General features: G+C 63.3%; 21 protein-coding genes. 6 read left to right on the top strand and 15 right to left on the bottom strand.

Going from position 1 to position 22,899, the window contains the following annotated elements; translation table 11 throughout:
- Positions 1–71: 71 nt before the first annotated feature.
- The 5 genes from PDMSB3_RS24715 to PDMSB3_RS24695 all read right to left on the bottom strand — a co-directional run bounded on the left by PDMSB3_RS24715 (position 72) and on the right by PDMSB3_RS24695 (position 4,952).
- Positions 72–1,040, bottom strand: a complete 969-nt coding sequence (locus PDMSB3_RS24715; RefSeq protein WP_007176643.1) for a peptidyl-alpha-hydroxyglycine alpha-amidating lyase family protein — start codon at positions 1,038–1,040, stop codon at positions 72–74.
- A 145-nt stretch (positions 1,041–1,185) separates the two neighbouring features.
- A complete protein-coding gene (locus tag PDMSB3_RS24710) occupies positions 1,186–2,151 on the bottom strand; it encodes a Bug family tripartite tricarboxylate transporter substrate binding protein (protein WP_007176642.1) in 966 nt (321 codons plus the stop codon).
- Positions 2,152–2,252: 101 nt separating this feature from the next.
- Complete coding sequence (locus PDMSB3_RS24705) at positions 2,253–3,107, bottom strand: oxidoreductase (RefSeq protein ID WP_165188042.1); 855 nt, start codon at positions 3,105–3,107, stop codon at positions 2,253–2,255.
- A 46-nt stretch (positions 3,108–3,153) separates the two neighbouring features.
- Positions 3,154–4,032 carry an SMP-30/gluconolactonase/LRE family protein gene (locus tag PDMSB3_RS24700; protein WP_165188040.1) on the bottom strand — a complete coding sequence of 293 codons (879 nt, stop codon included), beginning with the start codon at positions 4,030–4,032 and terminating at the stop codon, positions 3,154–3,156.
- A gap of 23 nt (positions 4,033–4,055) precedes the next feature.
- On the bottom strand, positions 4,056–4,952 hold the full coding sequence (locus PDMSB3_RS24695) for a TauD/TfdA dioxygenase family protein (protein WP_007176639.1): 897 nt from the start codon (positions 4,950–4,952) through the stop codon (positions 4,056–4,058).
- 352 nt (positions 4,953–5,304) lie between these two features.
- Between PDMSB3_RS24695 and PDMSB3_RS24690 the strand changes: the two genes are divergently transcribed.
- On the top strand, positions 5,305–6,195 hold the full coding sequence (locus tag PDMSB3_RS24690) for a LysR family transcriptional regulator (protein WP_007176638.1): 891 nt from the start codon (positions 5,305–5,307) through the stop codon (positions 6,193–6,195).
- Between the two features lie 189 nt (positions 6,196–6,384).
- Positions 6,385–7,260, top strand: coding sequence for an SMP-30/gluconolactonase/LRE family protein (locus PDMSB3_RS24685; protein ID WP_007176637.1), 876 nt, complete (start codon positions 6,385–6,387; stop codon positions 7,258–7,260).
- Between the two features lie 96 nt (positions 7,261–7,356).
- On the opposite strand, the gene PDMSB3_RS24680 is transcribed toward PDMSB3_RS24685, so the two are convergent.
- The 7 genes from PDMSB3_RS24680 to PDMSB3_RS24650 all read right to left on the bottom strand — a co-directional run bounded on the left by PDMSB3_RS24680 (position 7,357) and on the right by PDMSB3_RS24650 (position 15,072).
- On the bottom strand, positions 7,357–8,349 hold the full coding sequence (locus tag PDMSB3_RS24680) for a Bug family tripartite tricarboxylate transporter substrate binding protein (protein WP_007176636.1): 993 nt from the start codon (positions 8,347–8,349) through the stop codon (positions 7,357–7,359).
- A gap of 59 nt (positions 8,350–8,408) precedes the next feature.
- The gene (locus PDMSB3_RS24675) at positions 8,409–9,968 is read right to left on the bottom strand and encodes a tripartite tricarboxylate transporter permease (protein WP_007176635.1); all 1,560 of its coding nucleotides are present in this window, start codon (positions 9,966–9,968) and stop codon (positions 8,409–8,411) included.
- 6 nt (positions 9,969–9,974) lie between these two features.
- Positions 9,975–10,463 carry a tripartite tricarboxylate transporter TctB family protein gene (locus tag PDMSB3_RS24670; protein ID WP_007176634.1) on the bottom strand — a complete coding sequence of 163 codons (489 nt, stop codon included), beginning with the start codon at positions 10,461–10,463 and terminating at the stop codon, positions 9,975–9,977.
- 110 nt (positions 10,464–10,573) lie between these two features.
- On the bottom strand, positions 10,574–11,446 hold the full coding sequence (locus PDMSB3_RS24665; protein WP_232064322.1) for an isocitrate lyase/PEP mutase family protein: 873 nt from the start codon (positions 11,444–11,446) through the stop codon (positions 10,574–10,576).
- A gap of 88 nt (positions 11,447–11,534) precedes the next feature.
- Positions 11,535–12,308, bottom strand: coding sequence for a 2-keto-4-pentenoate hydratase (locus tag PDMSB3_RS24660; protein ID WP_007176632.1), 774 nt, complete (start codon positions 12,306–12,308; stop codon positions 11,535–11,537).
- Between the two features lie 230 nt (positions 12,309–12,538).
- Positions 12,539–14,041 (bottom strand): aldehyde dehydrogenase family protein, encoded by a 1,503-nt coding sequence (locus PDMSB3_RS24655; protein WP_165188036.1) that lies wholly within the window; start codon positions 14,039–14,041, stop codon positions 12,539–12,541.
- Positions 14,042–14,106: 65 nt separating this feature from the next.
- Entirely contained in the window at positions 14,107–15,072 is a 966-nt protein-coding gene (locus PDMSB3_RS24650; RefSeq protein WP_007176630.1) for a peptidyl-alpha-hydroxyglycine alpha-amidating lyase family protein, read from the bottom strand.
- A 384-nt stretch (positions 15,073–15,456) separates the two neighbouring features.
- Between PDMSB3_RS24650 and gcvA the strand changes: the two genes are divergently transcribed.
- Positions 15,457–16,395, top strand: a complete 939-nt coding sequence (gene gcvA / locus PDMSB3_RS24645) for a transcriptional regulator GcvA (RefSeq protein ID WP_007176629.1) — start codon at positions 15,457–15,459, stop codon at positions 16,393–16,395.
- A gap of 151 nt (positions 16,396–16,546) precedes the next feature.
- Positions 16,547–17,452 (top strand): TauD/TfdA dioxygenase family protein, encoded by a 906-nt coding sequence (locus tag PDMSB3_RS24640; protein ID WP_007176628.1) that lies wholly within the window; start codon positions 16,547–16,549, stop codon positions 17,450–17,452.
- 106 nt (positions 17,453–17,558) lie between these two features.
- Here PDMSB3_RS24640 and PDMSB3_RS24635 read toward each other — a convergent pair whose 3' ends face one another.
- Complete coding sequence (locus tag PDMSB3_RS24635; protein WP_165188034.1) at positions 17,559–18,461, bottom strand: SMP-30/gluconolactonase/LRE family protein; 903 nt, start codon at positions 18,459–18,461, stop codon at positions 17,559–17,561.
- A gap of 346 nt (positions 18,462–18,807) precedes the next feature.
- Between PDMSB3_RS24635 and PDMSB3_RS24630 the strand changes: the two genes are divergently transcribed.
- Positions 18,808–19,779 carry a Bug family tripartite tricarboxylate transporter substrate binding protein gene (locus tag PDMSB3_RS24630; RefSeq protein WP_007176626.1) on the top strand — a complete coding sequence of 324 codons (972 nt, stop codon included), beginning with the start codon at positions 18,808–18,810 and terminating at the stop codon, positions 19,777–19,779.
- 111 nt (positions 19,780–19,890) lie between these two features.
- On the opposite strand, the gene PDMSB3_RS24625 is transcribed toward PDMSB3_RS24630, so the two are convergent.
- A complete protein-coding gene (locus tag PDMSB3_RS24625; protein WP_007176625.1) occupies positions 19,891–20,796 on the bottom strand; it encodes a TauD/TfdA dioxygenase family protein in 906 nt (301 codons plus the stop codon).
- 278 nt (positions 20,797–21,074) lie between these two features.
- Here PDMSB3_RS24625 and PDMSB3_RS24620 point away from each other — a divergent pair, with 278 nt between their 5' ends.
- Entirely contained in the window at positions 21,075–21,800 is a 726-nt protein-coding gene (locus PDMSB3_RS24620) for an alpha/beta fold hydrolase (protein WP_165188032.1), read from the top strand.
- A 68-nt stretch (positions 21,801–21,868) separates the two neighbouring features.
- Here the strand turns inward: PDMSB3_RS24620 and PDMSB3_RS24615 are convergent, their stop codons facing one another.
- Complete coding sequence (locus PDMSB3_RS24615) at positions 21,869–22,627, bottom strand: SDR family NAD(P)-dependent oxidoreductase (RefSeq protein WP_165188030.1); 759 nt, start codon at positions 22,625–22,627, stop codon at positions 21,869–21,871.
- Between the last annotated feature and the right edge of the window lie 272 nt (positions 22,628–22,899).

The following is a 22,899-nucleotide window of genomic DNA, read 5'->3' as shown; positions in this document are numbered from 1 at the left end:
TCGCGCACGGTTGATTGGGTGTCCGCATCTTTTCGACGCCGGAGCGCCGGCCGTGGCCGGCGCTCACTCATTCATGCGCCGACGCGGGCAAACTTCTGCAGACACCGCAGCCCTTCGTCCGGCATGGGCACTTCCGGAAATAGCGACGGCCACGCCGTATAGCCGACCTCACCGACATACACGTCGCCTCGCGAGTCGACCGCAAGCCCGTGCGGCGACAGAAACTGACCCGAACCGATGCCTGCCGCGGGATTGCTCGTAATCCGCGCGAGCAGCTCGCCTTTGTTCGACAGGATCGACACGCGCGGCCCGAGGTTCGGCGCACCGCGGTTGAAACCCCAGTACGGGCCGGTCTCGCCGACGTAGCAGATCGGACACTTGCCCGCAGGCATATACATGCCGCAAGGCCGATGCAGTTCGTGCCACTGCGTTTCGAAGCGCCCTTCGCCGTCGAAGACCTGGATGCGATGATTCTCGCGGTCGGCGACATAGACCCAGCCGTCCTCATCGCAGGAAATGTTGTGCGGCAGGTTGAATTGGCCCGGATCCGAACCGGACTCGCCCCATGAGAACAACAGCTTCCCGTCGGGCGAGTACTTGTGGATGCGCCCGTTGCCGTAACCGTCGGAAACGTAAATATCGCCGCGCGGCGAGAGCGCCGTGTGCGTGCAGCGGTTGAACGGCTCGCCGCTCATAAAGGGCGCGGCTTTGCCGGGCGTCCCCAGTGTCATCAGCAGCTTGCCGTCCGGTGTGCACTTCCTGACGGTGTGATCGCCGTCGTCAGTCAGATAGACGTCGCCGTCCGGCCCGATATGCAATCCGTGCGGGCGTTTGAACAGTTCGTCGCCCCATGCGCGGCGAAAGTTGCCGTCGCGATCGAACACGATCACCGGATGCGCTCCGCGGTGGAACACGTACACATCGTCGGCACTGTCGACGCCCACCGCGGCCACGTCGCCGAAACGCCAGCCGTCAGGCAGTTTTGCCCAATTGTCGACGAGCCGATACGTGTATTCGCCACTGCCGTAAAGTCTGTTCATGTGCTTCGCCCCATGTGGAAATGCCGGTCGTGTAGCTCAACGATCACATGGGGCATGAAGCGCCGGCAAGTCACATTTTCGTACAGCCGGTACAACCACGGTGAGGCATCGGCGCCATATCAACGCCACCCACGCCATACCAACGTTATACCGGCTCGACGCCCGCCTTGCGGAAAATCTCCCGCCACATCGGCGCTTCGGTTTCGATCCGGCGCGCAACGTCGGCGCCGTTCAGATGCAGCGGGAACAGCCCCATCTGTTCGAGGCCGGCGCGGCATGCAGGATCGGCAATCGCTTTCTCCGATGCCGCCTGCAGCCGCGTCACGACCTCGTCCGGCGTGCCTGCCGGCAGCGACAGGCAGGTCCATATCGTCACGTCATAACCGGGCACGCCCGCCTCGGCGATCGGCGGGATGCTGGGGAAATTCTTCAGGCGCCGGGTGCCCGTCACGCCGAGCGCGCGCATCTTGCCTGCCTCGATATTGCCCGTCACATCCGTCACGCTGCCGAACATCATGTCGGCGAATCCGCCCAGCAGCGCGAGCGTGTCTTCACCACCGCCCTTGTACGGCACGCTCAGTATCTTCGCGCCGGTGCGCGACATGAATTCACGGCTGCACAGATCGAGCGGACTGCCGAGTCCGCCGGTTGCGTTAGTCAGCTTGTTGGGATTGGCGCGTGCATACGCCACCAGTTCCTGCACGGAATGGATCGGCAGTTGAGGCCTGACCACGAGCACGAACTCCTGCTCGGACAGCAGCGACACCGGTCGCAGATCACGCGCCGTGAAGCCCGGATTGCGATAGATCAGCGGATTGATCTCGAAGAACGTGCTGACGCCGAGCAGCATCGTATAGCCGTCCGCGCGGGCTTTCGCGACATACGCCGCGGCAATGTTGCCGCCGGCCCCGCCTTGACCTTGCACGATGATCGGCTGGCCGAGAATCTGCCCGAGTGTCTTGGCGACGATACGCGCCTGCGCCTCGCCGGAGCCGCCCGGAAAGCCGACGATCAGCCGCAACGGACTGTCCGGATAGGCGGCGCGCGCGTCGAGCGCCCAGCTCATCAATGGCACGCCGAGTCCGGCGATGAACGCACGTCTGGTCAACATGATTGTCTCCTTGCATCCCGAAGATGCGCTGGCGCGGGCGGTTCCTTGTTATCCGGCCGCCTCGCAGAGCCTTCCTGCCGACCTCGTGCGCGCGGCCGCCGTTATGTAAGCGGGTCGTCAGTCCATACGGTCGTGCTCTCCCACGCATCGAGGTCCGCCGCCACGCGCGCCAGTTTGCTTCGCACCATCGCGAGGCCGGCGCTGCCGAGCACGAGGTGCTCGGGCGGTTCGCGGTCAGTGACCGCGGCGATGATCGCTTCAGCGGCGCGCTCGGGACTGCCCGGTTGCCGGCCGCTGCGCTCGACCACCTGCGTGCGTCGCTTGCCGGCAATCGACGCGTAGTCATCGATCGGCGTTCCCGTCTGCTTCAGCGATCGTCCCGCCCAGTCGGTTCTGAACGGACCGGGTTCGACGGCCGTCACCCGGATGCCGAGCTCCGCCGTTTCGCGCGCGAGCGACTCGCTCAATCCTTCGAGCGCGAATTTGGTAGCAGCATAGTACCCGCTACTCGGATTGCCGACGAACCCGCCGACCGATGTGACGTTGACGATATGGCCCGAGCGGCGCGCGCGCATGGACGGCAAGACCGCCTTGATCATATTGACCGCCCCGAAGAAATTGACCTCGAACATGGCGCGCATCTCGGCGTCTTCACCTTCTTCGACTGCGGCGAGATAGCCGTAGCCCGCATTGTTCACGAGGAAATCGATCTGGCCGTAGGCGTCCAGCGTCCGGGCCACGACCGTTTCGATATCGCTTGCGCTGGTGACGTCGAGTCGTGCGGCAAGCGCATGCGTTTCGCGGCCCTCGACCAGATCCGCGATCGATGCCGGATCGCGCGCCGTGACAACCGTGCGCCAGCCGCGCGCGAGCACGGCGGCAGCCAGTTCACGGCCGAAGCCGGTGGAACATCCGGTGATCAACCAGACAGGTGGGGTCTCGACGGACTCGGACATGGGCGCTCTCCTTCCGGATGAGTAAGGCAACGGGGAAGGCGGCGGATTACTGCCATCCGGCGCCCGGGACATCCACTTCGATGCTTTCGATGCGGCCGTCGCGCAGCCCGGCCATCTGCGGTCCGCTCGACGTGTTGGTGACGATATACAGAGTACGCTTTTCCCGGCCGCCCAGCGTGCAGGTGTAGGCGCCGCGGCCCTGCTCGAAGGTGATCTCCCGCGCGATGCAGCCGCCCTCGAACACGCGCAGCACGCGCTTGCCGGCAGGGTCGGCGATCCAGATCGCACCCTCGGCGTCGAGCGCGATTCCGTCCGGATTGCAGCCGTCGATCTCCGCGAAAAAACGGTGTGCTGACAGATCGCCCTTGCTGTCGATATCGAACATGCTCACGCGGTGCGCGAACGTTTCGGCGACGATCAGATGCCGTTCACCCGGCGTGATCACCATGCCGTTCGGAAAACTGACCGCGCTGCCGGTCTGATGGATCGAGCCGTCCGGGTCCACGCGAATGATGCGCGTGAGCTTCGGCGGCTCGCCGTTGTTCTTGTCGTAACCGAAGTTGCCGACATACGCGCGTCCATGCCGATCCACCACCATGTCGTTGCACGGGCCGCCTGCCACATCGCGCAGATCGGCGACGAGCCGCGTCGTTCCGTCGGGATTGATGGCGAGCAGGCAGCGGTCGAGCATCGACACGACGAGCGGCGTGCCATCCGGCATGAAGCCGAGCCCCGAAGGACGCTGCGGCACCCGTGCAACGATTTCGGCGCGCCCTGTCAGATCGATGGCCTCGACCTGGTGGGTGTACAGATCGGAAAACCACAGCCTCCCGTCGTGCCAGCGTGCGCCTTCGGCGAACGACAGCCCGCTGCGAATCGTGTGAGTGATCGTGTGGGCGATCGTTCGAGTCAAGGATTCTGGCATGACGTCCCTCGCGCTTGCGCCGGCTATCCCGCCAACGCAATGGTTTTTGGACGGACCCACGTGAGGTCGTCGATGGTGGAGGCGCGATGCATCTCGCGCACGTCGGTATCAGGAAAATGACGGCGCGCGCGATGCATCAGCGAACGGTTGTCCCACATCACGAGGTCGCGGACCGACCACTCGTGCGTGTAGACGAACTGCGGCTGCGTGGCGAATTCGGTCAGCTCGCGCAGCAGATCGAGTCCTTCCGGAATCGGCCAGCCGACGACATGCGATGCGTGTCCGGACAGGTACAGCGACAGGCGTCCGGAAACCGGATGCCGCCGCACCAGTTTTTTATGGGTCGCCGGAAAGCGCCGCCGTTCTTCTTCGTCGAAATCCGTGAAGCCGGCCACCGCGCGCGAATGCATCACGTTGTGCTCCAGCGTCAGGTCTTCGACGAGCTCCAGCCACTCGGCGGGCAGCGCGTCGTACGCCGCGCGCATGTCGGCGAACTGCGTCTGCCCGCCAACGCGTGCGACCGTATACGCGAGCAGCATCGAATAGCGGTTCGGCGTGGGCAGATAGGAACCGTCCGTGTGCCAGCGCCGGCTGCTCAGGAAATTCATCCGGCGCCGGTCGCCGGCGGGGAACGTCCGGTTGTTCTTGTCGAGGTTGGAGATGTCCGACACCATCGGCGAGAGCCGATGATCGGCTTTCGCCGTATGAAACGAAACCACCGGCTGCAGCGGACCGAAGTTCTGACTGAACGCCATCAGCTGCGCGTCGTCGATCAACTGATTGGGGAAGATCAGCACAGGGTAAATGGCGCTTGCCTGGCCGATTTCATCGACCTGTTCGTCGCTGAACGGCTGGCGCAGATCCAGACCGCGAATGCGCGCTGCGATTGTTGGATGGGCAGGTTCGATATCCAGGCTCATTTGCAGATCTCTCTGATTGGGTTAAGCGGATTCCCACGCACGAGCAGCGCCGCAGCGCGTATGCCGGTGCGATGATTCAGGACTATCGTAGGCTTGCCGGTCGCGTCATCACAAGACAGATTAATTCACAGCATGCGTGACGTCCGATCTCCGGCAGGCGCTCACTGCCGCGTTTCAATGCACACCGAAGCAATCCGGTGCGCGCATAGGCACCAACCCGACTGGACGCGCGGCCAGATTTCTGTACGCTTGAAAAAGTGGTGCCGCCGCCCGCCGGGACGCCCAGCCATCAGCCTCGAAGCACCGCCCGGCGCCGGCCCGGAACAGGGCTGCCTGCCCGCTTGGAGACGTCATGGACTTCCGGCTGCGTCAAATGGAGATATTCCGCTCGGTCATGCTGACCGGGTCGATCAATGGCGCAGCCAAGCTGCTGTTCATTTCGCAGCCCGCCGTGAGCCGCATCATTGCCCATACCGAACAGACGCTCGGCCTGAAGCTTTTCAATCGCGCGAAAGGCAAGCTGATTCCGACACCCGAAGGCGTCGCGCTATTCCGGCAGGTCGATGAGTTCTACGAACACGCGCTACAGGTCAACAATTTCGCGCGCGATCTGGCGCAAGGCGCGACCGGTACGCTCAATCTCTCGTCCAGTCCGTGTCTGAGCTATACGGTAATGCCGCGCGCCATTGCCCAGTTCATTGCGCGCTATCCGAAGATCCGGGTGGTTTATCACACGTCGCAACTGAACTGCATGGCGACCGAGGTGCTCAGCAACAAGGTCGATGTCGCTGTCGCCGTGATGCCGATCCAGCATCCGAACGTGAAAGTCGAAGTGTTCACGACCGGCAAGATGGCCTGCGTGCTGCCCAAGGATCATCCGCTCGGCAGTCAGACCGTGCTGTCGCTCGCCGACGTCTCGGCGTATCCGCTGATCGTGCATCATCCGAGCATCACGTTCGGCAAACTCGTTTCGACCGCGTTTCGCGACGCGGGCCTCGAAATGCGCTCGCGCGTCAACGTGTTCCAGACCGACGTGGCGTGCTCGCTGGTGCGGGCCGGCGCGGGTATCGCCATCGTCGACGAATACACGGCGTGCGCGGGCGCATGGCACGACCTGATGCAACGTCCGCTTGCCGAGCCGATCACGTTGACGCCGTGCATCGTGCGCTCCGCGTTCGACAATCAGGCCACGCACGCCGACAAGTTCATCGAGATCCTGCGCAGTGTCGCCCACGCGCGCTGAGCGGGCGCCGATGGTCCGCGGCGCTCGGCCGCTTTGAAGCGCCAGCGTGGTCACACGCAATGTGCGTTTATTGCGCTTGCGAGCCTTTTACCGACTCTTAAAATCGGACCGCATAGGGGGCGGCATTGAGCTGCCGGCGAGTTGCCGGACAGGGCCGCCCCTCTCCTTCATGCGCGCACCGGAGTCAAGATGACCGCCGCTCAACGCGTCACAGAAACGACCGATATTCTCGGCGAATGCCCGCTATGGAGCGAGGCTGAACAGGCGCTGTACTGGATCGACATCCGGCGGCCGGGCATCCAGCGCTGGCATCCCGCAAGCGACGCGCTGCGCTACTGGCCCATGCCCGACCTCGTCGGCTCGATTGCGTTGTGCCGCGACAACCGCTTGCTGGTCGCGTCGCGATCACTGTTTTACCTGGACACGCGCACGGGGGAAATGACCCGCTTCGCGCCGCAGCGCGCCGAAGACCCGGCGCTGCGCTTTAACGACGGCAAATGCGACCGCCAGGGCCGCTTCTGGGTCGGCACGATGAACGACCGCACGCGCGAGCCGGTGGGAGAACTGTTTCGCGTGGACGAGCGCGGTGCCGTCAGTATCGAGGCGGGCATCCGGGTGCCGAACGGCACCTGTTTCAGTCCCGATGGCCGCACCATGTACTTCGCCGATTCCGATCTGCAGACCATTTTCACTTACGCGCTCGATCCCGGAACGGGCGCGCTCGGTGAACGCCGCGAGTTCGCGAAGACGACACTGCCCGCCGTGCCAGACGGCGCGACGGTCGACGAGCAAGGCCATATCTGGATCGCGGAATACGGCGGCTGGTGTATCAAGCGCTATGCGCCGGACGGCAGCGTGGACCGTGTGTTCGACATGCCCGTGCAGAACCCGACCAGTTGCACGTTCGGCGGACGCAATCTCGATACGCTCTACATCACCACCGCTTCGCAAAGACTCACGCCGGATGAACTGGCGAAGCAGCCGTTTGCCGGCGCCCTCCTCGCGTTCCAACCCGGCGTACGTGGCCTGCCGGAGCCGCTTTTCCGCGGCAACGCCAAAAGTTGACGCGCGTGCAGGGTGCTGCGCGACGCGTGCCGCGTGCCCGCGCCGCCGCCCGCGCGCCGGGCCGGCACGCGTGACGAACCTCGCCCGCCCCGCACCCTACTGCGGAGCAACCCCCGCCTTCTTCAGAACGCCGCGCCAGACCTCCGTTTCGGTCGCGATACGGCGCGACAGTTCGGCGCCCGTACCGCTCACCGGAAAGAACCCGATTCTGTCGAAGCCCGCCTGAACCTCGGGCGAAGCCATAGTCTGCACGATCGCGGCGTGCAACTTTTCGACCACGGGCGCAGGCGTGGACGCGGGCGCCGACAGGCAGTTCCAGACGCTGAAATCGTAGCCCTGCAAGCCCGCCTCGGCGATCGTCGGCAGGTCGGGAAAATGCGGCAGGCGGCGGCTTCCGGTCACGCAGATCGGCCGCATCTTGCCGGACTGGATCCCCGCCATGACATCCGCCACGCCGCCGAACAGCATGTCGCAGAAGCCGCCGAGCACGGCCATCGCGTCTTCGCCGCCGCCCTTGTACGGCACGTTGATGATCTGCACGCCGGCGCGCACCATGAACTCCTTGCCGATCAGATCGAGCGGACTGCCGGGGCCGGCCGTGGCATTGGTGACCTTGCCCGGCCGCGCCCTCGCATAAGCAATCAGTTCCTGCAAAGAGTGAACGGGCAGCGAGGCGTTTACGATCAACAGGAACGGCTGCTCGGAAATGATGCTGACGGGTTGCAGGTCCGCAGGCTTGTAGCCGATGTCACGATAGATCATCGGATTGGTCTCGAAGAACGTGCTCACGCCCAGCAGCAGCATATAGCCGTCGCCGCGCGATTTCGCCACGTAGGCGGCGGCGATATTGCCGCCGGCGCCCGGATGAGCTTCGACGATCACCGGCTGGCCGAGCTTCGCGCCGAGCGTCTTCGCGACGATGCGCGCTTCGGCCTCGCCCGCGCCCGCCGGAAACGCGATGATGATGCGGATCGGGCTGTCCGGATAGTCCGCTCGCGCCGCCGGTATCCACGCGCTCGCGGCAAGCGCGGCGAGCGAGGCGAGACAGGTGCGTCGCGTGACGACGTTTCTGCGCGTGGGCTCATCCATCGAGCGTGTCTCCGTTGATTCGTTCGCGTTGCGCAGAATGCCCGAAGGCATGCGCGCGATTATGCGTTGTCGTGCGAGGTGGTTTGCGTCGAGCCTGTCACACGAAAGGCCTTGGGTTTGCTCTTGCGTCTGCGGATCGCGGCACGAATCGCAAAGCCCACCTGCAAGGCGATCAGCAGCACGGAGATGGCGATGAACACCGCGCTGATCGGGCGCTGGACGAACACCGCCATATCGCCGCGCGAGAGCAGCAGTGCGCGCCGGAAGTTGTCTTCGACCATCGGTCCGAGCACGAAGCCGAGCAGAATCGGCGCGACCGGAAACGCCAGCGCGAGCAGAATCGCGCCGATCACGCCGAACGCCAGGACTTCACCCACTTCGAACAGACTGTTGTTCGTGCTGTAGACGCCGACCGCAATGAACAGCAACGCCGACGGATAGAGATAGCGATAAGGCACGCGCAAGAACTTGACCCAGATGCCGATCAGCGGCACGTTCAGCAGCATCAGCAGAATATTGCCCACCCAGAAGCTGGCGACAAGCCCCCAGAAGAGGTCCGCGTGATCGGTGATCAGTTGCGGTCCGGGCTGAATGCCCTGGATCATCAACGCGCCGAGAATCAGCGCCATGACGGCGTCGCCGGGTATGCCGAGGCTCATTGTCGGGATGAAGTCGACCTGGGTTTTCGAGTGCGAGGCGGCCTCGGGCGCGGCGACACCCTCGATCGCACCCTGACCGAACTTCTTCGGGTTGCGGGAAATCTTCTGTTCGAGTGCGTAAGCAATGAAGGTGGTGATCGTCGAGCCCGTGCCCGGCATGCCGCCGAACAGCGCGCCGACCGCTGTGCCGCGAACCATCGGGAAGAAGGCCTGCTTGAGCTCCTTCCAGCTCGGGCGCATGTCGCGCAATCGCACATGCGTGGCCCGGCTCACGACCTGCAGGCGGTTCACGTTGCGCAGGAAATCGGCCACACCGAACAGCCCCAGTGCGAGCGCAACGATCTCGACACCGTCGCCGAGCTTCGGGAAGCCGAACGTAAAGCGCATCGTACCGGTGTTGATGTCGGTGCCGACAACACCGATCAGCAAGCCGAACAGCGTCATCGCCACGCCTTTCAATACCGGCCCGCGCGACATCGTTCCGCCGGCCAGAAGACCCAGCAGCATGATCGAGAACAGTTCCGCGGGTCCGAACTTGAACGCGATGCTGACGAGCAGCGGCGAGGCGAAAATCATCAGCACGATCCCGCACGACGCCGCGAAGAACGACGAGATCATCGCGATGCCGAGCGCGGTTCCGCCTTTGCCCTGCCGCGTCAGCGGATAGCCGTCCAGACACGTCACCGCGTGAGGCGGATGACACGGCAGATTCAGCAGGATGGCGCCGATCGCGCCGCCATACTGCGACCCGTAGAAGATGCCCGCCAGCATCATGATCGCGGGGACGGGATGCATGGTGTAGGTAAGCGGCAACAGCATGGAGATGGCAGAAAGCGGCCCCATGCCCGGCAGCACGCCGATCAGGTTGCCCACCACCACGCCGAAGAACGACCACGCGAGGTTATGCCACTCCAGCGCGACGCCGAAGCCATACCAGAGATCGATCAGAGACTGGCTCATGCTTGTCTAGCCCCATTGAAAGAGCGGGAACTGCAACGACAGCGCCCACCAGAACACCAACACACAGAGCACCGTCATTCCGGCGGCGAGCAGCAACGCGCGCCATATCGTGTTCTCCCGATCGCCGAGCGCGGAAATGAAGACGATCGCGAAAGTGGCCGGAACGAGACCGCCATATTTACCGAGCACGATGAACGCAACGATGCTGCCGAGAATGAAGCACCACGCCTTGCGCTCGGGCGCCAGCTTCTTTTCGCCGTCCTGCGGCGCCGCATATCTCGCCACGACCGCGATCGCCACGCCCGTGCAGACGAGCGCCACGCCGATCGAAACAGGAAAGAAACCCGGCCCCATCTGGCTCAACGTGCCGATGCTGTAGCGTATGCCGTCGTAGATCGCGCCCAGCCCCACGGCGGCCATCAGCATGCCGGCGTAGTAGTCGCGGCGGCGCGCATTCACGTGTTCGGTCGAATCGGTCGATCCAGTCGCGTCCATCGCATTGCACTCCTGTGCGGGTCGTTGCTGCCGTGCGGTCGTCGTTCCGCCATCTACCGCCGTGTACTGCCATCTACCGCCGTGTACTGCCATGTACTGCCATGTACTGCTTATGCACCACCAACCAGGTACTGGCGGGTCCACTCGTCATATTCCCGAACGCCGGTCGCCTGTTCCAGCAATTGCTTCGACGCCTGGCCGGGCAGGTGCAGCGACAGCGTGCCCGAACGCACCAGTTGCATCGAATCGTGCAGCGCCTTGAGCGCGACCGAGAAGGTCTGGTGTCCCGCCGACCACGCCTTCACCCGGCGGGTAGCAAGATAGGCCGGATCGCATAGCGCTTCCGGTGCGCCCGCCATCAACAGCGGCACTTTGACCGCGTCCGAGATCGCGTCGATCTGTTCGCGCTGCTGCGGCCCCGGCAGAAAGATCGCGTCGACGCCTGCCGCTTCGAATGCCTTGAAACGCGCGACGGCGTCCTCGATACCGTTGATGGTCGCGGCGCTCGTGCGCCCCAGCACCAGCAGGTCGGAGTCGCCGCGCGCCGCGACGGCGGCCTCGACGCGCGCCACCGCTTCGTCGAACGAAACCAGCGCCGGTTTGCCGGAGCTTCCGTAAGGCCGCGGCAGCAGTGTGTCTTCGATCGTCACGGCCGCGGCGCCCGCGCGGTCCAGTTCGTGCACGGTGCGCATCACCGATAGCGCATTGCCATAACCGTGGTCGCCGTCCACGACGAGCGGCACGTCCGACACCCGCGTGCACCGATGCACCTGTTCGGCGAGCTCAGTCAGTGTCAGCACGATCAGATCCGGCGCGCCGAGCACCGCGTACGACGCGAGCGAGCCGCCCATCAGGCCCGCTTCATAGCCGAGTTGTTCGGCAAGCCGCGCGGAAATCGGATCGAAGATGGTGGCCATCGTCACGCAATCTTCCCGATCGAGAATCTGGCGCAGCCGTCTGCGCTGTGTAGTCGGTCCCAACAAGAGCCTTCTCCCGTGTTCGTTCAACATTGATCAGCAGTGTTCGAGTTTCCTGACAGCCGCAAAACACGGCCGCAAAGCGCGCCCGCGCCTATTCCAGTGTCACCGATACTTCGCCGAGACCTTCGAATGCAACGCGCGCTTGCATGCCCGCGCGCGCCGGATAAATCCCCGTGCACGTTCCGGTAATCACGACATGCCCCGCGCGCAAAGGCTCACGCTTATGCGGTGCGTTGGCAAGCGCCACCAGCGCATCGAATGGATTGCCCGCCGCATTGCCGCCGCAGGTTTCGGTCACCACCACGCCGTCGATCGCGAGCGTCACGCGCAAGCTCTCCAGCGCAATGTCCCGCCAGTTGCGCTGACCGCTGCCGTAAATCAGCGCACAGTTGCCCATGTTGTCAGCAATCTTGTGTTCGAGGGGAGCTTCCATGAAATTTCCGAGGCGTGGCGCACCAATCTCGATGGCGGCACATACGGAACTCACGGCGTCGGCAACTTCGTCCGGTGTATAGGGTGAGGCTCGCGGCGGCAGGTCGCGGCTCAGGACGAAGGCCACCTCGCCTTCGACGGCCGGCGCAGGGGATGAGGTCAGCCGGACCCGCGCGCCGCCCGCAACACACGCGTCGCGATAGACGGGGGCATGCGTGAGCCGCACGTCGCGCACGTAGCCGACCTTCCAGCCCGCGATCGGCTGACCGAGCAGCCGCGTCATTTCGCTTTGCACGGCGAATGCCTCGGCCATCGAGACGGATGCGTCCTGCGCTGCGAGCATGGGCAGCACATTATTCGAACGCCGTGCGCCGAGTAGCGCGTCGGCAATGTGCGCTATGCGCGTCACCTGCGCTGCGTCGATGTCGGCCAAATCCGTCTCCTGTTCTGTTCGCCGCATTCGCCGGTCGAAGTCCGCAGGCGCCGAGGTCATCGGTGCCTGCGTCCGCCAGTCGGATGCGTCGCGCGGCGTGTATGTCGCGACACGTCGTGAACCCAGTTTGCTCACACGGGCATGGACCCGCAACGTCATTTATGTCACAGCGCGCGTGCGATTTTCGAAAGCTTTTTGCATGTTTCGCATGCGCGGCCGGTCAACCTCGTTCAACGTGTGGGCCGCACCATCGACTGGCTTCGCCAGTAGTCGAACAGCGTCTCGACACTGTTGACGCCGCCGCCCATGCCGCTCCTGTTCACTCCCGCATACGGCACGCCGAGTGGAAACAGGTTGTGTGCGTTGATCCAGCTATTGCCCGCCACCATCGCTTCCGCAACCCGCGCCGCGCGTCTCGGGTCGTGGCTCCATACGCTGTTGGCAAGACCGTAGTCAGTGTCGTTCGCGAGCTCGACGGCTTGCGCTTCGTCCCTGAACGGCGCAAGAAAGGCGACCGGACCGAAAATCTCTTCGCGCGCGGCCACGTTCTCGAGCGAGCCCGCGAGCAACGCGGGACTCACGTAGAAACCGTCGTGCCCGGCCACGTCGACTGCGCCGCCCTTGAGGACGGCTCGCGCGCCGTCGCGTTGTCCGCGCTCCAGATAGCCGAGCACCCGCTCGCGCTGTTTCGCGCTCACGACCGGCCCCATCTCCGCGCCGGGGTCGAGTTGATAGCCGATCTTTGTGCGCTGCAACGCAGCGACGCTCGCATCGACGAAACGCTCGAAGATCGATTCGTGCACGAGCCAGCGAGTCGCATCGCAGCAGACCTGGCCCGTGTGGAATGTGATTGCGCGCGCAAGTTTGTCCGCGGTCTCCTCGATATCCACATCGTCGAAAATCACGGCTGCGCCCTTACCGCCCAGTTCGAGTTTGCATGGCACGAGATTTCTGCCGCAAGCTTCCGCCACCATGCGTCCGACTTCCGGCGAACCGGTAAACGACATGCGCTTGAGTCCCGGATGGCGCGACAATGCAGCGCCCGCTATCTCACCCAAACCCGTCACGACGTTGATGACGCCATCTGGAAAGCCGATCTCGCGCGCGAGCCGAGCCAGGTAAATGGCCGACAGCGGCGTGTCCTCCGCCGGTTTGATGACCACCGTATTGCCCGCCGCGAGTGCCGGAGAGATATTCCATCCGATCAGCACCATCGGGAAGTTCCACGGAACGATGAATCCGCACGCGCCCCAGGGCTGCCGCGTGGTCCACGCCTCGTAGCCGGATACCGGCAATGCCGAGCGGCGCTCCGTGTTCAGGGCCAGCTCGTTGAAGTAACGCAGCGTATCGACGAAGCTCTGCACGTCGCCTTGCGCCTGCTGTTCGATCTTGCCGGCGTCGAGCGCTTCGATCTGGCCGATGATCGCCTTGCGCCGTTCGACTTCGTCCGCGAGCCGGTGCAGCCAGATCGCGCGGTCGTTCGGGTGCATCGTGGCCCAGCCCGACCGGGCGAACGCGCGCCGTGCCGCGTCGACCGCACGATCGACGTCCGCGGATCCCATCGCGGCAACCGTCGCGAGATGTTCGCCGGTGCCGGGGTCCAGCGTCTCGAAGGTGGCGCCGTCGACGGCCTGTTCATCGCGGCCGTCGATCACGCCGCCGAGCGGCCCCGCGTCGAGAAAGCGCGCGACCTCGGGCAATAGTGAAACAGAGCTAGATGTCAGAGTGTGCATGAGGATTCTCCAAGGCTAAACCGGAATGGCGAATTCAGGCGTGGATCAGCGCGTGCATAGCGCTGTCACGCCGCGATCTTTTCGAACTTCTGCAGGCATCGCAAACGCGGCGGCGGCTCGACGCCTGGAAACAGCGACGGCCATGCGGTATAGGAGACCTCGCCCACGTAGATGTCGCCGCGCGAATCGACCGCGAGACCATGCGGCCCGAGAAACTGGCCGGGGCCCGTGCCGGCCGCCGGCGTCGTGGTGATGCGCGCGAGCAGTTCGCCCTTGTTCGACAGGATGCTCACGCGCGGTCCGAGATTGGGCGCGCCGCGATTGAAGGAATAGTAAGGACCGGTCTCGCCGACGTAACACAGCGGGCACTTTCCGGGTGGCATGTACATGCCGCAAGGCCGGTGCAGGTTGTGCCACTGCGTTTCGAAGCGGCCGTCGCCGTCGAACACCTGGATGCGATGATTCTCACGGTCCGCGACATAGACCCAGCCGTCTTCGTCGCATGAAATATTGTGCGGGAGATTGAACTGGCCCTTGCTCGATCCTGGCTCGCCCCATGACAGGATTCTTTTTCCGTCAGGCGAATACTTATGGATCCGCCCGTTGCCGTAGCCGTCGGCCACGTAAATGTCGCCGCGAGGCGAAAGCGCCGTGTGCGTGCACCGGTTGAAAGGCATGCCGCTCATGAACATGGAAGGCTCGCCGGGCACGCCGATCGTCATCAGCAATTTGCCCTCGGGCGTGCATTTGCGCACGGTGTGATCGAAATCGTCGGTCAGGTAGAGCGCGCCGTCGTGGCCGATATGAATGCCGTGCGCGTGGCGGAACAGATCGTCGCCCCACGCACGCAGAAAGTTGCCGGCCCGGTCGAACACGATCACGGGATGGCGCCCCCGGTGAAACACGTACACCTGATCGTTGCTGTCGACGCCCACCGCCGCGACGTCATAGAGTTCCCAGCCGTCGGGCAAGGTGCCCCAACCCTCGACGATCCGGTACGTCATTGCTCCACTGCCCACCACGTTGCTCATCTGGAAGTGTCCTCAAAGGAGCCAGGGCGGCCGTTCGGGAGTGAAAGCCGCATTCGCAGACACCGGTCAAGGCATGCGGCGTTTCGCGTCGAACGGTGACTCCGGCGCCCCAAGAATCACACGTGCCAAAGCGGCGTCGCAAGACACTTTTTGGCACACGCGGTATGCGCATTATCGACGGGATGCCCGAGCGGCGGGGCTTTCAATGGAAAACCCTATCTTGATAATTAGTCGCGCGAGTGCGAGCCTTTTTTAGACAGTGAGACTGCGGCGCAGTTACTCGCTGTTCGAACCGACATCGATCCGCGTCAGATTCGTCGCTCGAAATAATTGGCGCGACCGGGACAGCCCCCACTGCTCCCGGATGATTGACGGAGACACGCGATGCCCAAACGCCGACTTCCTTCATTGAATGCGTTGCGCGCTTTCGAGTCCGCCGCGCGCAATCAGAGCATGACGCGCGCGGCGGAGGAGCTGTGCGTAACGCACAGCGCGATCAGCCGCCATGTCGCGAAGCTCGAGGACTACCTCAACGCCAAGCTGTTCGAGCGCGGCCACCAGCAGGTCGTGCTCACCAAGCGCGGCGCCGCTTACGCGTCCCGCTTGCAGGTGCTGTTCGATCAGATCCAGGACGTGACCGCCGAATACTTCTACGCGCGGCCGGACAATGCGTCCTTGCGTATCGGCGTGCTGTCCACATTCGCGATGCGCTTTCTGATTCCACGGCTCGCGCGCTTCAAGAAGCTATATCCCGAGATCACCCTTCAGGTCGAAAGCGCGCACGAACACGTGTCGCCGAGAGACGAAGAGGTCGACGTTGCGATCTGGTTCGGCAACGGCGACTGGCCGGGTCTGGTCAGCGAGCATCTGTTCCATGAAGAACTCGTACCGGTCGGCAGCCCCACGTTGCTCGCCGGACACGAACTTGGCAATCCGGACGATCTCGAATCGTTCCTTCTGCTGCACGCGGCAGCGCGCCACGACGACTGGCAGCGCTGGCTGAGCGCGACCGGCGCGACACGTGTGGACGGCTACAAGGGTTTGAAACTCGAATACTCGGGCCTCGCGTATCAGGGTGCGGTAGACGGTCTGGGCCTCGCCATGGCGCAAACGCTGTTCGTGCAGGAAGACCTTGCCAACAGGCGGCTGGTCGCGGCGCTTCCGCAGCGCGTGAAGACCGGCCGATCGTATTACCTCGTGCACAACGAAATGAAGAGCGAGCAGCCGGTCATTCTGCGCTTCTCCGAATGGCTCAAGGACGAGGTGCGCAAAACGATCGAAGAGATCGACCGGACCCAGGCCGAGCACATCGAAGTGGTGTAGCGCCGCCGCCCGACGCAACCTCACACCAGGTGTTCAATAAACTCGCTTGTGAGCCGCCGCATGCGGTCGGTACGATGGAATGGAGCGAACTCGTAGCGCGCATTCGCGCGTGCCTGACGAACTCCACCCTCGTCCGATACAAGGAACATCCATGAGCCTGAACGTCGAAGCCGTCCATCCATTCATCGCTGCGCGCATCCACGGACTCGATCTGTCAAAACCGCTTTCCGATGAGCGTATCGTTGAAATCGAGCAGGCCAGCGGCCAATATCCGGTACTGATCTTTCCGCGCCAGTACATCGACGACGACCAGTTGCTTGCATTCGCCGCCGGCTTCGGTCCGCTGCAGATTGCCGTCTCATACTCGACGCGCCCGGAGGATCACCGGCTCGCCCCGATGATCAACGACATCTCCAATCTCAGCAAGGAGAACCAGACCTACCGGCCCGGCGACCGCCGCAGGATGAACAACCTCACGAGCCGCCGCTGGCACTCGGATGCCTCGTATCTGCCGCTGCCCGCACGCTATTCGTTTCTGCTCTCGTATATCGTACCGGCGGTCGGCGGTCAAACGCAGTTCGCCGACATGCGCGCCGCGTATGACAACCTGCCTGATCATTTACGCAAGGTTGTCGAAGGCCTGAGCTGCCACTACGACATCATGGCGTCACGCGCGGCCGCCGGCTTCTACGACGCATCCGACGAAGAACGCAAGGCGCTCGCGCCGTGCATTCACGAACTGGTCCGCACGCATGCCATCTCCAGGCGCAAATCGCTGTACCTGTCGAGCCACGCGACGCATGTGGTCGGCTGGCCAGAGCCGGAAGGCCGCGATCTGCTGCGCGAACTGACCGAGTTCGCCACGCAGCCGCAGTTCGTGTATTCGCACGAATGGTCGGTTCGCGACCTCGTCATGTGGGACAACCGTGCGCTGATGCATCGCGGTCGTCCGCATATTCCGGAAACCGACGTTCGCGAGATGCATCGCGCAACGACGCTCGACGACCGCACGTGGACGCGCGGCAGCAATCAGCCCGTCGCGGCAAGCGTCGCCTAGTGTTGTGCGCCTGCCCGTCTGAAAGCTCGATACGGCCACGCCCTCGCTAATGCCACTGGGTGCATCAGCCTGGGCTTCGCGAAGGTGTTTTTTGTCGTGACGCGGTCTAGTCGTGCGAGTAAGGACGGGCGCCCTGAAGCGGCACCGCGGCGCGCAGAATCTGTCCGGATTCAGACTCCGTAATGTAGACCACACCGCTGTCGGCGGGATCGAATGCCACGTTCGAAGTCTGCAGCCCGGCACACGAACACACCCGGGCAACCGGTTCGCCGATCCTGTCAAAGAGCCAAACGGCGCCCAAGCCGATGTGCGCGACCGCAAGACTGCCGTCGACGGCGCACGCGAGACCGTCCGGCCCGGTGCCGCCGGACAATTGCAGATAGTGGCCGACCCGCGCGACCGAGCCGTTGCCGAACGGATCCAGCGGCACACGCCAGACGGCATTCGCGCGCGTTACCGCCAGATATAGCGTGCGTTCATCGGGGCTCAACGCGAGTCCGTTGGGACTTGGGATATTGTCGAGCAGCCTGTCGAGCCTGCCTTCGACAGTCAAACGATAAAGACACCCGAACGGCCGATCGAGGCCGGTCTGCCCCTGGTCCGTGAAGAACAGCTCGCCGGCGCGGTTAAATATCAGATCATTGGGACCGCGAAACGGTTCGAATCCGCCGGTCTTCACCAGATCTTCGACCGTGCCGCGCAACGGGTCCAGCACGACGATTCCGCGCAATTGATCGGCAATGAAGATGCGGCCGTCCCGATGAATCGCAATGCCGTTAGGCCGCCCATCGTACTGGCAGACGAGTTCGAATTGACCGCTCCGCGCGATCCGGAAAATACGGCCATAGGGTATGTCGACGCAATACAGGTTGCCTTCGCGATCGAATGCTGGTCCCTCCAGAAATGAGTCGCGAATCACGCCGAAGCGAACTTCCGCATGATCGGTTACACGAAAGGAGGCGGGCAGACTGGCGAAGACTTCCGTCTTGATTCTGGGTACATTGAACATGGCGGCACGCGAGCAGTGAGTGGATGATTTTTCACACGCCGGCCGCCGCCCTCTCCATGCAATTCGACATGGAATCTATCCGCGGCGCGACCGTGCAAATGTCTCACGCTCGCACCGCCGCCGAAGACCCGCAAGCGACTTTTCGGCACCTCGGGCGTGCCATGTGTACATCACAGCGGTTCATCACAGCAGTCGTGACTTATTCGCGCTTGTCAGGAAGCTCACGCGACAACTAGCATCCGTGCAAGCTGTCCGCATGCAAACGCATGGAACGATGCAAACCGGGCGTCCCTTCGGCGGAGCCCCGGAAATCAGACAGCGCAATAGCCGACGGAGATCACATGCAATGAACGCGCGGCGCGCTTTTCTTGCTGCACTGGGGTCGGCCGCGCTGTCCGGCGTATCGCGCCCGGTTTTCGCGGCGAACTATCCATCAAGCCCGGTGCGCTTCGTCAACCCTTATGCGGCCGGCTCCGACGACGTGCAGGCTCGCATCGTCGCCAAAGCATTGCAGAGCCTGCTGGGTGCGCCCGTGGTGGTCGAGGCGCATCCAGGGGCCGGCGGCAACATCGCGGCCCACTACGTGGCCAATGCGGCGCCCGACGGCTACACGATGCTGCTCGGCATCAGCGCGATCTTCGAAGCGAATCCGCTGCTGTACAAAACGCCAGGCTTCAGCGCGAACGACTTCCGGCATGTCAGTCTGCTGTCCGAGCAGCAGTTCGTACTGGTGGTGAATCCGTCGGTCCGCGCGCGATCGATTCCGGAGCTGATCGCTTACGCCAAACAGAACCCGAAGAAACTGACCAACGCAACGGCGGGCATTGGCAGCAATCTCTATCTCGCCGCGCTGGAGTTCACGTCGAAAGCGGCAATTCAGTTGCAGGACGTGCCTTATAAAGGAGGCGCCGAAGACACCGTCGCCGTGTTGAGCGGTATTGCGGATATGGAATTCGGCGGTGTGCCGAACGTCACCGCGCATATCCGTTCGGGCAAGCTGCGTGCGCTCGGTGTCACCGGAAAGTCGCGAGTGCCCGTGCTGCCCGATGTGCCGACCATTGCTGAAGCGGGCCTGCCCGGTTACGCGTTCGCGGTGTGGAACTGCATCTCGGTGCCGCGGGCGACGCCTGACAAGGTGGTTGCAACGCTGCACGATGCCACGGTCAAAGCGATCGCGCAGCCGGACGTCCGGCGTAGTCTCGAACAACTCGGCTTTCTGCCGGTCAGCAGTTCCCCCGGCGAGATTGATCAGCGCATACGCACTGAAGTGCCGCTCTGGAGTCAACTTTTTGCACAGGCGGGTCTCAGGGCGCAATAGCGGCGCGTTCTTTCTGCGTTGTTTCTGCGTTCTTTCTGATAGCCCGACGTGTGACGTGCGTAGCGCCGGCGGCGGTTTTCTCGCAACCGCCGGCGCATGTTTTACGTCACGTCACGTTCCCGCCTCGCTGCGCACGCTGCTGTCCGCTCGCGTCCACGCAGGATCGTCCATTACCGTGGCGCGATGCATCTCGCGCGGGTCGGTATCGGGAATGTGGCGGCGCCCGCGGTGCATCAACGCGCGGTTGTCCCACATCACCAGATCGCGTTCGTGCCATTTATGGGTATAGACGAACTGAGGTTGCGTCGCGAATTCCATCAATTCGCGCAGCAGATCGCGGCCTTCAGGAATCGGCCAGTCGACTACGTGTGTCGCGTGCCCCGACAGATAGAGCGTCTTGCGTCCCGACACGGGATGCCGCCTGACGAGCTTGTGCTGCGCGGGCGGCAGCTTCGCACGCTCCTCGTCCGGAAACTCGGTATAGCCGCTCAGCATGCGCGCCCACAAGATGTTGTACTCGCAGCTCAGATCCTCGACTACCGGGCGAAGATCTTCGGGCATCTCGTCGTACGCCTCACGCATATCGGCAAACTGCGTTTCACCGCCCCGCTGCGCCACGGTATACGCCAGCAGGAACGAGTAGCGCGCCGGAATTGCTTCATATGAAGCGTCCGTATGCCACCGCTTGCTGACGAAGTTGTTCATCCGGCGATGATCACCGCGCTTGAACGTCTGATTGTCCTTGCCGAGATTCGAGATGTCGGTGATTTTCGGCTGCAACCGGTGCTCCTTCTCACGCGTCTGATACGACATGGCGGTATGGACCGGTCCGAAGTTCGCGCTGAACGCAAGCAGTTCGTCGTCGTTGATGAACTGCTTCGGAAAGATCAGAACCGGATAACGGCCGCTTGTCTGCTCGATCGCCTCGACATCTTCCAGCGCGACGGGTTGATGCAGATCGAGGCCGTGAATGCGGGCGGCCAATAACGGGTGCACGACCTCAACGGTAAACGCCATAGCTGCTCCATGATGCCCCACACGAGGCGAGTATTCAGCCATCGTAGAAGGTGTCGGCATGGGCTCACAAGCGCATTTAGATCACACCGCGTGTGAGCGCCGAGTGCGAACGCGCGCCAGTACGTCGGATCGACGCCGCCGATTGCAGGCAGTGTCTGCAAAAGTCAGACCGTGCGTGTAAAAAACGGGCTTGTGGGAATCACTGCCGGTGTGGGATCGTAAAACGCAGTGGCGCGACCGGCCATGACCGCGTACGACAGCTTTCAATCGAGGACGAAATGACATTCTTCAGAAAAGGCGACGTTTCGATCCGCTACGAACAATATGGAAGCGGCTTTCCTTTGCTATTGCTTCCTCCCGGCGGCATGCGGGCAACCATCGACGACTGGCAGCGCATGGCGTTCAATCCCGTCGAGATCTTCCGCCACGACTTTAAGGTGATCGCACTCGATCAACGCAACGCCGGCCAGTCGACCGGCCCGCTCTCCGACGGCGATCCGTGGGATCAGTATGCGGCTGACCATCTCGGCTTGCTCAACCACCTTGGTATCGAGCGCTGTCACGTAATGGGATGCTGCATCGGCGCGTCTTACGCATTGAATCTTGCGCGGCTCGCACCGTCGCGCGTGGCGTCGCTGGTGCTCCAGCAGCCCATTGGTATCGACGAAGCCAACCGTCAGGTCATGCCCAATTCATGGCGCAAGTGGGCCGATGAACTGACCGCCAATCGTCAGGACCTGAGCCCGACAGCGCTTGAGGATTTCGGCCGCAGAATGTGGGCTGGCGATTTCGTCCTGAGCGTGAGCCGGGAGTTTGTCGCCTCGTGCCAGACGCCCATGCTGATCCTGCCGGGCGCCGACCTGGAGCACCCGGCGGTCATTGCGGAAGAACTTGCGCGGCTGGCTCCGAGTGTCCGCACCCTGCAACCGTGGAAAGAGCCCGCCGGCTGCATTCCTTCCGCGGTGGCCGTGGTTCGCGATTTCCTCGCGAGAAACAGCCATTGAGCTTCGCGGCAACAACGAAGCACGAAGCAAGCCGCGTATCACGCGGCGGGACGCTTCCGAATCGACCATTAGTGCGCGTAAAAATGCATGCCGCCGTCCACTGGAATCACATCTCCCGTGATGTACCTCGCGCGCGGCGACGCAAGAAATGCCGCCAGATAACCGATGTCGAGCGGATCGCCGAAGTAGCCGATCGGCACGTTGCGCGTAATAAACGCCTGTTTCGATTCTTCGGTGGGATGCAGGCGCTTTTCGATTTGCTCGCTATGAATTCTGCCCGGCGGGATAGTGTTGATCGTGATGCCGTCCGCGGCAATTTCGCGCGAGAGGCTCTTGGCCCATAGATGCAGCGCCGCCTTCGCCGGACCACTGGGATTGAGTCCACGCGGTTCCATCGAACCGCTGATATTGATCACGCGCCCCCATTTGCGCGAGCGCATTGCCGGCAGAACCGCATGTGTCATGCGTCGCGCTGCGGTGAAATTGAGCGCGAACGCCTCTTCCCAGACGTCTTCGCCCGCATCGAGCGGCGCGGGCCGCGACGCGCCCGCATTGTTCACCAGAATATCGATCTGCCCCAGCGCGTCGGTCGCCTGCGCGAGAATGCGCTCGATGTGACCGGGCGCGGTGAGATCGCCGACGATCACGATCGGCCGCATGCCGCCCTCCGCCACGATCGACGCCGCCACCTCCTCCAGCAGTGCATCGCGCCGCGCGGTGATCGCAAGCCGCACGCCCTCGCTCGCCAGCGCCCTTGCAATGCCCGTTCCAATGCCCGTGCTCGCGCCTGTGACGAGCGCCGTGCGTCCGCGAAGTTCGAGGTCCATGCTATCTCCCATGCAGTGAATAAGCGGTTCAATACGGGTCATTCCAGCGCGCTGTCACCCTCCACACGCGGCATGTGTTGCGATGCTAGGGCGCAACGCCGCTCCGTCACAAGCGCGTTAAAGTCACACTCCGCGTCACAACCAGCCGCTCCCGCTTCACATCGATATCACATCGATATCACATCGACATCACGCCGATATCACGCCGATATCACGCCCGCTGTGACTTAATCTCGCTTGTCGCATGAAGGCGCGCGCGCCTACGCTTGATC

This window comes from Paraburkholderia dioscoreae, assembly GCF_902459535.1.
GTDB lineage: Bacteria > Pseudomonadota > Gammaproteobacteria > Burkholderiales > Burkholderiaceae > Paraburkholderia > Paraburkholderia dioscoreae.
Note: the sequence above shows the minus strand (reverse complement) of the source record. Positions and strands in the feature narration are given on the sequence as shown.